This is a genomic window from Streptomyces sp. NPDC111628 (assembly GCF_055635195.1).
In genome coordinates, this window is the sequence record NZ_JBVKBZ010000002.1 from 980,338 (window position 1) to 992,205 (window position 11,868).

Annotated in this window: 15 protein-coding genes and 1 pseudogene; 8 read left to right on the forward strand and 8 right to left on the reverse strand. The window is 72.5% G+C overall.

What is annotated here, in order from left to right; all coding sequences use genetic code 11:
* Positions 1–5: 5 nt before the first annotated feature.
* Complete coding sequence (locus tag ACZ7MF_RS12070; RefSeq protein ID WP_471476178.1) at positions 6–275, reverse strand: GlsB/YeaQ/YmgE family stress response membrane protein; 270 nt, start codon at positions 273–275, stop codon at positions 6–8.
* A gap of 153 nt (positions 276–428) precedes the next feature.
* Entirely contained in the window at positions 429–872 is a 444-nt protein-coding gene (locus tag ACZ7MF_RS12075; protein WP_385363186.1) for an SPW repeat protein, read from the reverse strand.
* Between the two features lie 262 nt (positions 873–1,134).
* Between ACZ7MF_RS12075 and ACZ7MF_RS12080 the strand changes: the two genes are divergently transcribed.
* The 6 genes and pseudogenes from ACZ7MF_RS12080 to ACZ7MF_RS12105 all read left to right on the forward strand — a co-directional run bounded on the left by ACZ7MF_RS12080 (position 1,135) and on the right by ACZ7MF_RS12105 (position 5,609).
* Positions 1,135–1,212 (forward strand): putative leader peptide, encoded by a 78-nt coding sequence (locus ACZ7MF_RS12080; protein WP_471477223.1) that lies wholly within the window; start codon positions 1,135–1,137, stop codon positions 1,210–1,212.
* A gap of 215 nt (positions 1,213–1,427) precedes the next feature.
* Positions 1,428–2,006, forward strand: coding sequence for an NADPH-dependent FMN reductase (gene ssuE, locus ACZ7MF_RS12085; protein WP_471476180.1), 579 nt, complete (start codon positions 1,428–1,430; stop codon positions 2,004–2,006).
* 172 nt (positions 2,007–2,178) lie between these two features.
* Positions 2,179–3,069 (forward strand): glycoside hydrolase family 19 protein, encoded by an 891-nt coding sequence (locus tag ACZ7MF_RS12090; RefSeq protein ID WP_471476182.1) that lies wholly within the window; start codon positions 2,179–2,181, stop codon positions 3,067–3,069.
* 28 nt (positions 3,070–3,097) lie between these two features.
* Positions 3,098–3,996 (forward strand): annotated as a pseudogene (locus ACZ7MF_RS12095) (aldo/keto reductase).
* 99 nt (positions 3,997–4,095) lie between these two features.
* Positions 4,096–4,491, forward strand: coding sequence for a VOC family protein (locus ACZ7MF_RS12100; RefSeq protein WP_471476183.1), 396 nt, complete (start codon positions 4,096–4,098; stop codon positions 4,489–4,491).
* A 38-nt stretch (positions 4,492–4,529) separates the two neighbouring features.
* Complete coding sequence (locus tag ACZ7MF_RS12105) at positions 4,530–5,609, forward strand: adenosine deaminase (protein ID WP_471476184.1); 1,080 nt, start codon at positions 4,530–4,532, stop codon at positions 5,607–5,609.
* Here the strand turns inward: ACZ7MF_RS12105 and ACZ7MF_RS12110 are convergent.
* Together ACZ7MF_RS12110 and ACZ7MF_RS12115 are read right to left on the reverse strand one after the other, a co-directional pair.
* A complete protein-coding gene (locus ACZ7MF_RS12110; protein ID WP_471476186.1) occupies positions 5,591–6,106 on the reverse strand; it encodes a mycothiol transferase in 516 nt (171 codons plus the stop codon). The two genes, ACZ7MF_RS12105 and ACZ7MF_RS12110, sit on opposite strands and share 19 nt — an antisense overlap.
* 40 nt (positions 6,107–6,146) lie before the next feature.
* On the reverse strand, positions 6,147–7,031 hold the full coding sequence (locus ACZ7MF_RS12115) for a LysR family transcriptional regulator (protein WP_471476188.1): 885 nt from the start codon (positions 7,029–7,031) through the stop codon (positions 6,147–6,149).
* 128 nt (positions 7,032–7,159) lie between these two features.
* Between ACZ7MF_RS12115 and mgrA the strand changes: the two genes are divergently transcribed.
* Positions 7,160–8,152, forward strand: a complete 993-nt coding sequence (gene mgrA, locus ACZ7MF_RS12120) for an L-glyceraldehyde 3-phosphate reductase (protein ID WP_471476190.1) — start codon at positions 7,160–7,162, stop codon at positions 8,150–8,152.
* An 85-nt stretch (positions 8,153–8,237) separates the two neighbouring features.
* Here the strand turns inward: mgrA and ACZ7MF_RS12125 are convergent, their stop codons facing one another.
* The gene (locus tag ACZ7MF_RS12125; RefSeq protein ID WP_471476193.1) at positions 8,238–8,621 is read right to left on the reverse strand and encodes a nuclear transport factor 2 family protein; all 384 of its coding nucleotides are present in this window, start codon (positions 8,619–8,621) and stop codon (positions 8,238–8,240) included.
* Positions 8,622–8,955: 334 nt separating this feature from the next.
* Here ACZ7MF_RS12125 and ACZ7MF_RS12130 point away from each other — a divergent pair, with 334 nt between their 5' ends.
* Positions 8,956–9,366 carry a hypothetical protein gene (locus ACZ7MF_RS12130; protein ID WP_003971870.1) on the forward strand — a complete coding sequence of 137 codons (411 nt, stop codon included), beginning with the start codon at positions 8,956–8,958 and terminating at the stop codon, positions 9,364–9,366.
* A gap of 25 nt (positions 9,367–9,391) precedes the next feature.
* Here ACZ7MF_RS12130 and ACZ7MF_RS12135 read toward each other — a convergent pair whose 3' ends face one another.
* From ACZ7MF_RS12135 to ACZ7MF_RS12145, 3 genes are all read right to left on the reverse strand, one after another.
* A complete protein-coding gene (locus ACZ7MF_RS12135; protein ID WP_471476199.1) occupies positions 9,392–10,573 on the reverse strand; it encodes a streptophobe family protein in 1,182 nt (393 codons plus the stop codon).
* Positions 10,574–10,818: 245 nt separating this feature from the next.
* Positions 10,819–11,232: a hypothetical protein gene (locus ACZ7MF_RS12140; RefSeq protein WP_471476202.1), complete on the reverse strand. Its 414-nt coding sequence runs from the start codon at positions 11,230–11,232 to the stop codon at positions 10,819–10,821.
* Positions 11,229–11,813: a PRC-barrel domain-containing protein gene (locus ACZ7MF_RS12145; RefSeq protein ID WP_471476205.1), complete on the reverse strand. Its 585-nt coding sequence runs from the start codon at positions 11,811–11,813 to the stop codon at positions 11,229–11,231. The genes ACZ7MF_RS12140 and ACZ7MF_RS12145 overlap by 4 nt, the downstream gene beginning before the upstream one ends.
* Positions 11,814–11,868: the final 55 nt, after the last annotated feature.

Sequence of the window (11,868 nt, forward strand, 5' to 3'; positions counted from 1 at the left end):
GGCCCTCAACGGCCCGGTCGTGACCGGGACCGGTCCAGTGCGGCCACGCCGACCGCGGCCAGGCCGATCTGGATGAGCCACTCGACCCAGTCGACGCCGTCCGTGTCGGCCACGTCGAACGCCGAGGCGACCCACGAACCGACGAGCGCGGCCACGATGCCGACCAGGATCGTCCACAGGACGCCGATGCGCTGCCGGCCGGGGACGACCAGCCGGCCCAGCACACCGATGACGACGCCGATGACGATGGCGCTGACAATGCCGTCGATCTCCATCTCCACCCCTCTTCCCGAGACCCCCGCAGACCCCCGCAGTGATGCGTCTGCCCGCTGCGCGCGGGTGCAGTCCGTCGGGCCGGCGGCGATGGCACGGGCGACGGGCCGGCCCGCGGGTGCGGGACCGGCCCGTGCCGTTTCCTTCCGGTGCGTCTAGGGCCTGCGTGGGGCGCTCCGCGCCGCCGTACCGGCGCAGACCATGCCCAGGAGCAGGGCCAGGGCGCCGATGACGATGTTGTTCCAGATGACACCGGCGTCCGGACTCGAGCCCACGATCCAGGGCGAAATGATCATCCAGACTCCGATCGCGCACATGGCCCAGCTGAGGCCGTACATGCGCTCCGGGGCGCGGGTGAACCCGAGGGCCAGCAGACCGATCGCGATGCCCACGATCAGATTGTGGGCCACCAGTGAGGGCTGGCTGGTGGTGAAGTGGAGTATCCACGGGGACACGGCACAGTAGAGGCCGAGCAGGAACACCGGGCCGTCCACGAGTGCCACGTCGCGACCACCGAGCACGCGCGCGTAGCGCGCCTGCATTTCCGGGGCGTCCGGGTGGCTGGTGATGTCACCTCGGGGGTGCGAGACGTTGGCCATGAGTCGTCTCCTTTGACTTGCAGGGCCGACCGCTTCGGATGCGGTGTGCGGTAGCGCCGCATAAGTGCATTCTGCTCTTATTTCTCCCTTATGTGTAGTGGTGCCAGGGCAGGGATCTCCCGATGGTGCGCGCGTCGCAGGTGGGCCGGGAGCTGCCGGTCCGCAGTGTCACGCCCATGTGAAATCCGGGGCCGGGTGGTGAGACCGGGCCGGTCCTCCTTGACCGTTCTCGGCGGCGGCTGCCACGATCCAAGGCATGACAATGCGACCGGATCTCACGCGGCGACGCCACGTCGACCTCGCGCGCGTCTCCAGCGCCTCCTGTCGCACCGCGGTCTGATCCCGCCGATCCGCCGATCCGCCGATCCGCCGATCCGCCGATCCGCCGATCCGCCGATCCGTCGCATCGTCCGCACGCCGCCGCATCGGCCGGTGCCGCCCTGCGCGTGACCCTCCACTCGCCCGAACGTGACGCTCCCCGCCGTCCCGACCCGGCCGCGACGCCCACCCGTTGCCGGGCGTCCCGCCGCGTCCGCCTTCCCGAAAAGAGACCCGATGGCCACCGTCCTGTCCGTCTCCGGCAGTCCCTCCGCCTCCTCGCGCACCAACCGGCTGCTGCGCCACCTCGACGACCGGCTGACCGCCCAGGGACACGAGGTGATCCCGCTCGACGTCCGCGCCCTCCCCGCACAGGCGCTGCTCGGCGCGGACCTCGGGCACCCCGCGATCACCGAGGCCGCCGAACTGTTCGCCCGTGCCGACGGCGTCGTCGTCGGCACGCCCGTCTACAAGGCGTCGTACTCCGGCGTTCTGAAGGCCCTGCTCGACCTCCTCCCGCAGTACGGGCTCACCGGCAAGACGGTGCTGCCGCTCGCCACCGGGGGATCCACCGCCCATGTCCTGGCGATCGACTACGCGCTGCGCCCGGTGCTGAACTCCATGGGCGCGGCGCACGTCGTGCAGGGCTGGTTCACCCTGGACCGCGACATCACGACGCACGAGGACGGCACGGTCACCGTAGCCCCGGGCGCCGCGGAGGCCCTCGCCCAGGTGGTCGACCAGTTCTCGGCCGCCCTGGCCGGACGTCCGGCCGCCCCCCGGCCGGCCTCCCCCGCGCTGGCCGCGGCAAGTTGAACTGGTCTACACCCTTGACTGGTACAGACCAAAGCGGTTGAGTGTGCCTCCACACCCCCCTCCACGGCCGCCCCCACGCCGTGGCCGGTCCGACCGGCACGTGCGCACAGGTTCCGCGCCCCACCCTGCCCCTGTACGGGAGCGGCCGTGCTCCGCAGAAGGAGACAGACCTGTGTCGAGGCGCCGTATATCCGCCGTGCTGACCGCGCTCGCCCTCGCCGGCGCAGTGCCGTTGCTCATGCCCGCCAACGAGGCCTCCGCCGCCTCGTGTTCGAGCTATCCCGCCTGGTCGGCCGACGCGAACTACAACACCGGCGACATCGTCCGCTACACCGACGGCAAGGCCTACGTCGCCGAGCACGCCAATCCGGGCTACGACCCGCTCATCAGCACCTGGTACTGGAACCCGTACGCCTGTGACGGCGGTTCGCAGACGCCGGTCGGCAACTTCGTGGTCAGCGAGGCCCAGTTCAACCAGATGTTCCCGGGCCGGAACTCCTTCTACACCTACAGCGGCCTCACCGCCGCGCTCAGCGCCTACCCCGGCTTCGCCAACACCGGCAGCGACACCACCAAGAAGCAGGAGGCCGCGGCCTTCCTCGCCAACGTCGGCCACGAGACCGGCGGCCTGGTGCACATCGTCGAGCAGAACACCGCCAACTACCCCCACTACTGCGACACAAGCCGGCCCTACGGCTGTCCGGCAGGAAACGCCGCCTACTACGGGCGCGGCCCGATGCAGCTCAGCTGGAACTACAACTACAAGGCCGCGGGCGACGCGCTCGGCATCGACCTGCTGGGCAACCCCTGGCTGGTGCAGAACGACTCGGCCGTCGCCTGGAAGACCGCCCTGTGGTACTGGAACACCCAGTCCGGGCCCGGCAGCATGACCGGGCACAACGCCATGGTCAACGGCGCCGGCTTCGGCCAGACCATCCGCTCCATCAACGGCGCCGTCGAGTGCGACGGCAAGAACCCCGCCCAGGTCCAGAGCCGCGTCACCAAGTACCAGCAGTTCAGTCAGATCCTCGGCGTCTCCCCGGGCGGCAACCTCTACTGCTGACCCGCGACGGGTGTGCGAAACTCCGCCGATGACCTCGGAAACGATCACCGCGGAGTCCTCCGGCACCTGGCACCTCGGCGACCTGCCCGTCCGCCTGTCGGCTTCGGCGCGATGCGGCTGACGGGCAGTGCCGCCTTCCACCTCGGCACCCCGAGCGACCGCGAACGCTCCCTCGCCGTACTGCGCCGGGCCGTCGAACTCGGCGTCAACCACATCGACACCGCCGCCTTCTACTTCTCCTCCCTGCGCTCCGCCAACGAACTGATCAACAGCGCGCTCGCGCCCTACGCCGACGACCTGGTCGTCGCCACCAAGGTCGGCCCGTACCGCGACTGGTCGGGGGAGTGGGGCACCTCCGCCCGCCCCGAGGACCTGCGCGCCCATGTCGAGGAGAACCTGCGCCAGCTCGGCCGCGACCACCTCGACGTCGTCTACCTGCGCCGCATGCGCCAGGACTCGGTCGCCGAGCACTTCGGCGCCCTGGCCGAACTGCGCGAGGCGGGACTGATCCGCCACCTCGGCCTCTCCGGCGTGGAGCCCCGGCACCTCGCCGAGGCGCAGGCCATCGCCCCGGTGGTGAGCGTCCAGAACCGGTACGGACTCGGCTTCCACGACCCCGCCACCGACGCGCTCCTCGCCCAGTGCCGCGCCCAGGGCATCGCCTTCGTGCCGTTCTACGCCATCGCGGGCGAGGCCGGGCCGCGGGGTGCCGGCACCGCCCACGAGGAGGAGGTGCGTGCGGTGGCCCGGGCGCACGGGGCGAGCCCCGCGCAGGTCAGGATCGCCTGGACCCTGCACCAGGGCCCGCACGTGCTGGCCGTCCCCGGCACCGGCGACCCGGGCCACCTCGTCGAGAACGTCGCCGCGGGCGCCCTGCGCCTCACCGACGCGGACCTGGCGCGGCTCGACGCAGTGCGCACGGGCTGACGTCCGCCGCACGGTCCCCGATCCCGGGGGCGGGGACTTGGCGTCCAGGGAGTTTTACGTATAACCTCTCCCGTCAATCGCCCGTCCCGGAAGGTGCCGATGACACGCATCGCCCTGGTCGCCCTCGTCGTCGACGACTACGACGAGGCGATCCGCTTCTACACCGAGGCCCTAGGCTTCCGCCTCGCCGAGGACACGCCACGCCCCGACGGCTCCCGCTGGGTCGTCGTCGAGCCCGGTGACCCGGGCCGGGGCGCCGCCCTGCTGCTGGCCCGCGCCAAGGGCGAGGCGCAGCGGGCCCGGGTCGGCGACCAGACGGGCGGGCGCGTCGGGTTCTTCCTGTACACCGACGACTTCGCCCGCGACCACGCCCGCATGACCGCGGCCGGCGTGACCTTCCTGGAGGAGCCCCGGCACGAGCCCTACGGCTCGGTCGCCGTCTTCCAGGACCTGTACGGCAACCGCTGGGACCTGCTCCAGCCCGCAGCTCCCTGATCGTCCCCCCCCCCAGAATCGCCGAGGAACCACCGCACATGTCATCTACGCGCATAGACACCGAGACTCTCCGCCGCCTTCCCAAGGCGGTTCTGCACGACCACCTCGACGGCGGTCTGCGCCCGGCGACCGTCGTCGAGCTGGCCGAGAGCGTCGGCCACACCCTGCCCACCACCGACCCCGACGAGCTGGCCGCCTGGTACTACGAGGCCGCCAACTCCGGCGACCTGGTGCGCTACATCGCCACCTTCGAGCACACCCTCGCCGTGATGCAGAACCGGGAGGGGCTGCTGCGCACCGCCGAGGAGTACGTCCTCGACCTCGCCGCCGACGGTGTCGTCTACGGCGAGGTCCGCTACGCACCCGAGCTGAACACCAGGGGCGGGCTGTCGATGCGGGAGGTCGTGGAGACCGTCCAGGAGGGTCTCCACGCCGGCATGGCCAAGGCCGCCGCCGCCGGGACGCCCGTCCGGGTCGGCACCCTGCTCTGCGGCATGCGGATGTTCGACCGGGTCCGCGAGGCCGCCGACCTCGCCGTCGCCTTCCGGGACGCCGGGGTCGTCGGCTTCGACATCGCCGGCGCCGAGGACGGCTTCCCGCCCGCCGACCACCTCGACGCCTTCGCGCACCTGCGCCGCGAGAACGTGCCCTTCACCATCCACGCCGGGGAGGCGCACGGGCTGCCCAGCATCCACCAGGCCCTCCAGGTGTGCGGCGCCCAGCGCATCGGCCACGGCGTGCGCCTCACCGACGACATCCCCGACCTCGCGGCCGGAAAGCTCGGCCGGCTCGCCGCCTGGGTGCGCGACCGCCGCATCGCCCTGGAGATGTGCCCGACCTCCAACCTCCAGACCGGTGCCGCCACCTCCATCGCCGAGCACCCGATCACCGCGCTGAAGGACCTCGGCTTCCGCGTCACCCTCAACACCGACAACCGCCTCGTCTCCGGCACGACGATGACGCGCGAGATGTCCCTGCTGGTGGAGCAGGCGGGCTGGGGCGTCGAGGACCTGCGCACGGTCACCGTGAACGCCCTCAAGAGCGCCTTCCTCCCCTTGGACGAGCGCAACGCCCTCATCCGGGACGTGGTCCTGCCGGGCTACGCGTCCGCGCTCTGAACGAGCCCGCGCACATAGGCGGCCTGTCCGACGTGCTGGAGATCGTCGGACAGGACGCTGACCAGCCGCACGGCGAGTGTGACCGGCGGGTCCCAGTTGTCGTCGACGACCCGCTCCAGGTCCTTCGCGGTCAGGGAGCGCAGGGCCGTGAGCGTCTGCTCGTGCACCGCGTCGTAGTAGCCGGTCAGCAGCTCGCCCGAGTCGACCCGCACCTTCGCGACCTCGGCGGTGCTGTGGCCGTACCCGGTGTCGTGGCGGGGCAGCCCGAGGCCGAAGCGTTTCTCCCACTCCCCGGAGAGCCACACCTGGTCGAGCCCGAAGGCGTCGGCGACGTGGTCGTCCTGGACGCGGGTGAGATGCCAGACCAGCCAGGCGACGGAGTTGGCGTCGGCGGCGGGGCGGGCGTTCAGGCCGTCGGGGTCCAGGCCCTCGACGGCGGCGTGGACTTCTTCCTGGATACGGCCGTAGCCCTCGATGAGGATGTCCTTCGCATGCATACGTCCACCATCGCGCAGTCCGCCCTCACGCGCCCCCCGTTCACGCGCTTCCCGTCTCCAGCAACCCCATCAGCGCCCGCGCCGCCGGGCTGGTCGCCTGCGCGGACGGGAGCAGCGCGATGGTCTCGTACTCCGTGCCGTCGGCGTCCTTGAGCGGCAGTGAGGTGAGGGCGGCCCGCTTGTGGCGGAAGTGCCGCGGCACCACCGCGATGCCGAGGTTCTCGTCGATCAGGTCGAGCAGCCCGTGCACGTCGTTCACCTCCAGCGGCACGGTCCGCCGCACGCCCGCCGCGGCGAAGACGGCGTCGGTGACGCGGCGTGGACCCCAGTCCGGGTGGAAGTCGACGAACACCTCGTCGGCCAGGTCGTGCGGGGTGAGCACCGCGCCGTCCGCCGCCAGCCGGTGGTCCGGGTGGCACAGCACCGTCATCGGCTCGCCCGCCAGCGAGACCGAGCGCAGCTGGTCCGTGTCCGCCTCGGTGCGGTAGGCGAAGGCCAGGTCGAGCCGCCCCGCCGCGACCTCCTCGGCCAGCTCCCCGGAGCCCGCCTGCCGCAGCCGGATCTCCACGTCCGGGTGGCTGCGCCGGAACGCGGCCAGCAGCCGGGCCACCGGCACCCCGGCGATGCACTGCTCGGCGCCCAGTGACAGCGTCCCGCGCAGCACGCCCTGCACCGCGGCGACCGCCTCGTGCGCCGAGCGCACCTGGGCGAGGATCCGCCGCGCCTCCTCCAGCAGCGCCCGCCCGGCCTCCGTCAGCGTCACCCGGCGGGTGGTGCGCACGAACAGCGGTGCCCGCAGCTCCCGCTCCAGCGCCCGGATCGACGCCGACAGCCCGGACTGGGACACCAGCAGCCGTTCCGCCGCGCGGGTGAAGTGCTGGTCCTCGGCGACCGCCACGAAATGCTGGAGATGACGCAGTTCCATGACTCAGAAGCCTAACCGCGCAATCCCATCGGATTCTTCTGTTGGACCACTGCACGCAGGTCACGCGAGAGTGGAGGACGGTTCCACCCAAGCCCCGTACCTCGGGGGCCAACCCCTCTGGAGTCGCGTTGTACACCGCACACCCCGACCGCTACGCGGAGATGCCCTACCGGCGCACCGGACGCAGCGGCCTGAAGCTCCCCGCGCTCTCGCTCGGCCTGTGGCACAACTTCGGCCCGGACCGCCCCGTCGAGACCCAGCGCGCCATCCTGCGCCGCGCCTTCGACCTCGGCGTCACCCACTTCGACCTCGCCAACAACTACGGGCCGCCGCCCGGCTCGGCCGAGTCCGCGCTCGGCGAGGCCCTCAAGGCCGACTTCGCGCCGTACCGCGACGAGCTGGTGATCTCCACCAAGGCCGGCTACCTGATGTGGCCCGGACCGTACGGCGAGTGGGGCTCGCGCAAGTCCTTGCTGTCGTCCCTGGACCAGAGCCTGTCCCGGATGGGCCTGGAGTACGTCGACATCTTCTACTCGCACCGCCCCGACCCGGACACTCCGCTGGAGGAGACGATGGGCGCCCTGCACACGGCGGTGCAGCAGGGCAAGGCGCTCTACGTCGGCGTCTCCAACTACTCGCCGGAGCAGACCCGCGAGGCCGCCCGCATCCTGGCGGAGCTGGGCACCCCGCTGCTGATCCACCAGCCGCGCTACTCCATGCTCGACCGGCGCCCCGAGACCAGCGGCCTGCTGGACGCCCTCGACGAGCTGGAAGTCGGCTCCATCGCCTACTCCCCGCTGGAGCAGGGCCTGCTGACCGGCCGCTACCTGAACGGCATCCCGGAGGACTCGCGGGCCGCGAGCGACAGCCCCTTCCTGAACTCCGACGCGGTCACCGAGGAACTCGTCGGCAAGCTGCGCGCCCTGAACGAGATCGCCGGGTCCCGCGGCCAGTCGCTGGCCCAGACGGCGCTGGCCTGGGTGCTGCGGCAGGGCAGGGTGACCTCGGCGCTGGTCGGCGCGAGCAGCCCGCGGCAGCTGGAGGACAGCGTCGCGGCCATCGGAAACCTGGACTTCGACGCCGACGAACTGGCCCGCATCGACAAGATCGTCCAGGGCTAGGCGGCGACCGGGCGGGACGTGCACGGCGGTTCCGGAGGCGTACGGCGCCTGCGGAACCGCCGTCGTGTGTGTGCGTCCCCGGTGCTCACGCCCCGGCGGGCACCCGGTCCAGGAAGCCGAAGACCGAGCGGATGCGGTCCTCGCCGTCCAGGGTGATCACGTCGAACCCGGCCACCGGCGCCCGGCCTTCCTCGGCGTCGCTCACCAGCTCCCAGGAGAAGCGCGCCGTGTCGTGGTGCCCGTCGACGGCGCCCGACAGCCGGAAGGAGAAGCCGGGGAACTGCTCGTGCGCCGCCCCGATCACGGCGGCGATCTGCTCGTGGCCGCGCACGTCGGCCAGGGGGTCGGTGTAGCCGCCGTCCTCCGTCCAGGCCGCGGCGACCGCCTTGGCCACCGCGTCCGGGCTCGCGTTCCAGGCCTCGAGGTAGCGGGCGACGGCGTCCTCGTAACGGCGGGTGGGTGCGGACATGGCGATCAGCCTCCAATGAGGTGGGTGTGCTGGTCAGGGACCGGGTCCCGGTCTCGGTGACCCGGTACGACCACCCTGCCCGCGCCCGCCGGCACCGTCGATTACCCGCGGGGTCATGGCACCCGGCGTGGCGGCGGCGCGGCATTTCGGCCAACCGGCGCCGCGAATATGCCAGGAGACTGGCCGGAAATTCATGGTGACAGTGGTTCAGTAGTGAACATACTCACCACTAGGGCCTTTCACACCATGCGACAGCGCCCTCACGCACAGCACACGAGCCGCACGGACGTCATGCCGGACCGGCAGACGGGCTGAGTGACGGGGGAGGGTCGCAGTGCACGACGAGTTCCTGTGCCATGTCACCGCCTACGGTGTCTGTGACGGTCGGCGCATCGGCGTCCCCCTGGGCACCTACCGGGCTCCCACCCTCGCGCTCGCCCTGTGGTGGCTGCGCGACCGGGCGATGTGGATCGCCGAGCGGCTGGACCCGCAGCCCGACACCCCCCACTTACCGCGCGGCGCCCTGACTCCCGTCGCCGACGACGCGCCCGACGTGCCGCTCAGGCTGCGCGCCTGGTGCGCCGACGACGTACAGCAGGAGCTGGTCGCCGACGAGTTGGCCGCGGGGAATCTGGTACGCCTCGCGACCAGTGACGAGACCACCGAGTACGAACTGATGGCCGAGTCCGTGGACGCGCTGCGGATGCAGCGGGCCGCGCCGCCCCTGGTCGTCCCCGTCGCCTGAACCTCGCCCCCCGGACCGGCACCCGTCAGAGCCGGACCCGGCGGGACCGCCCGCCCAGCCACCGTGCGAGCAACGCGCCCAGGAACCCGGCGACCAGCCCCCACAGCAGCGCGAGACCCACCGCACCCCACAGACGCGGCCGCAGGAACACCTGCCCGGCCAGCCCGCCGCCCAGGTCGCCGATGCCGAGCACCGACAGCCCGTAGTGGGCGGAGACCCGGCCGACCAGGCCGATCATGAGGACGGTGAGCGCCAGGGCGACGGCCAGGCGCACGGCGTGCAGCCAGGCGGGCAGCCGGGCCGGGCAGCGGGACGCCATGAGGAAACCGGCCGACAGGACCAGGACCGCCGCGGCGACCAGGAGCCACCACATCCGCCCGTCGTGCTCGGCGAGCGTGCCCACGTTCACGGTCGAGACGTCCGGCGTGCGCAGCACCTCGTCGAGCACCTGCGGCATCGGGAGCCCGAACGGCCCCTCCACCCGCCCGTTCCAGGTGGCCCCGAGCCCGATCGTCAGCGCGGGCCAGGCCAGGTTCGGCAGCCCGAGCAGCAGCACGGCGAAGGTGTCCGCCGGACGGTCCCGCGTCGCGGCGACGACCAGCGCGACGACGGCCCCGATCACCACGTACGCCAGCAGCAGCGCGACCATCGCATACGCGGCGGGCCGCACCGAGGTCCGCAGCCGCAGCAGCCGCCCGGGCAGCGGCGCCCGGTGCGAGACCAGCAGGGCGAGGACGAGTACCCCCGCCAGCCACAGCAGCCCGAAGAGGACGGTCAGCGGCACGTCCGTGGTGAAACCGACCGTCGGACGCACGCCGAACAGGTCGCCGAGGTCACTCAGCAGCCCCTCACCGAGGGAGACCTCGAACGTCTGCCGCGCCGCGAACCCCGCCCCGAGGAGGGCGAGCAGCCACAGGACCGCGATCCGCCCCGCCCATCCGGCCAGTTCCCGCGCGCCCGCGACGGCCCGGTGGCGCAGCGGCCGCAGGAAGCCCCGGGCGATCACCAGGGCACCGGTCAGGGTGACGGACAGCGGCATCACGGTCAGACCCGCGTCGGTGGTCGCCAGCTCACCCGCGTCGCCGGACATCTCCACCGCACCGCCCACGGACGTGACGACGGTCGCCACGACCACCCGGGGAAAGGCGCGGTCGGGCAGGTCCGCGGCACCGGCCGCCCACAGCCCGAGCGCCGCCACGCCCCCCATGGCGACCAGCCCGGCCAGTACCGTACCCAGGGCCTGCGCCCAGCCGTGCCGGGCGACCGCCCGGCCAGGAGATCCGGGAGGCCCCGGAGGTCCGGGGGAGCCGGGAGGCCCGGGAGGTACGGGTGGTACTGCGGGGGTTTGCGGACTCACGCTGCCACGCTAAGCAGCCCCCGCCGGGCACGCCCGCCGACAGGTCCGTACGCGTCGGACGGCGGGTCCGGCTCCGGCCACGGACCGGCCGGCGTTCAGACCACCCGCACGACCAGGGCATAGTCGCCGAGGCCCAGCAGACGGTCGGGCGGCAGCTCGCCGCGGGTGGTGAAGAGCGCGAGGAGGCGGGCGCTCAGGGTGTCGAACGCGACGTCCAGCACCGTGCCCCGCTCGGTTCCCGTCTCGGTGAGGATCCGGCGGCCCAGCAGGTCGTGGTGGGGTGGCACCGGTTCGGCGGTCGCGGACCGTACCCGCACCGCGCCAGGTCCGACGCTGTGCACGGCGTCCCAGGGCAGCACCGACTCCCGCCGGAACCGGCCGCCGCGCCACCGGACATGGCTGACGGAGCCGGAGACGACGTCGACGTCCAGGGACGTCACGGCGCCGAGCGGCGCGGTGCCCTCCTGCGGTACCACCGGCAGCCCGCACACCTCCGTGAACAGCATCACGGCAGCGACCCCTGCCACGGCCCGGGCACACCGCCGACCAGGGCGGTGAAGCCGGGCAGGTCGTCCGCGACGTGCCGGACCACGCCGTCGGGAAGCACCAGGGCCCGGCCGGTGACGGTGAGCGTCCGGCCGCGCGGCACGTACACCCGGCGCCGGTGCCGGGTGGGGCCCGGCACGAACCGCCGGCTCGCCGCCACCCGGAAGCCGACCACCCGGCCGCCGGTGCCGCCCTCCACCACGACGTCGAGCACCGTGCCGATCTCCGCCCCCGCCTCGGTCAGCACCCTCGCCCCCCGCAACCGGGCCCGGAGGTTCTGCTGGTGCGCCGTCATCGCCGCCGCGTTCACCAGGCCACGCCGGTCCCGGATCATCACCGCGTCATGGCCCAGCGCGTACACGGCCGACCACGGCAGGCCCTCCTTGAGCGGGCCGGACAGCAGGCCCCGTCCCGTCAGGGTGAAACCGGTGATCCGCTCCGCGTCGGCGTCGCATACGGTGTCCTTCACATGGGCGACGGCATCGCCGCCGAGGGTGACCACCGGCCGGGTGGTGAGGCTTCGCGCGGCCATCAGTTCGTCCATCGCACACCCTTCCCCCGTCCCGATCGCACACCTTCTCGCCCCCACGGGTTCCCCG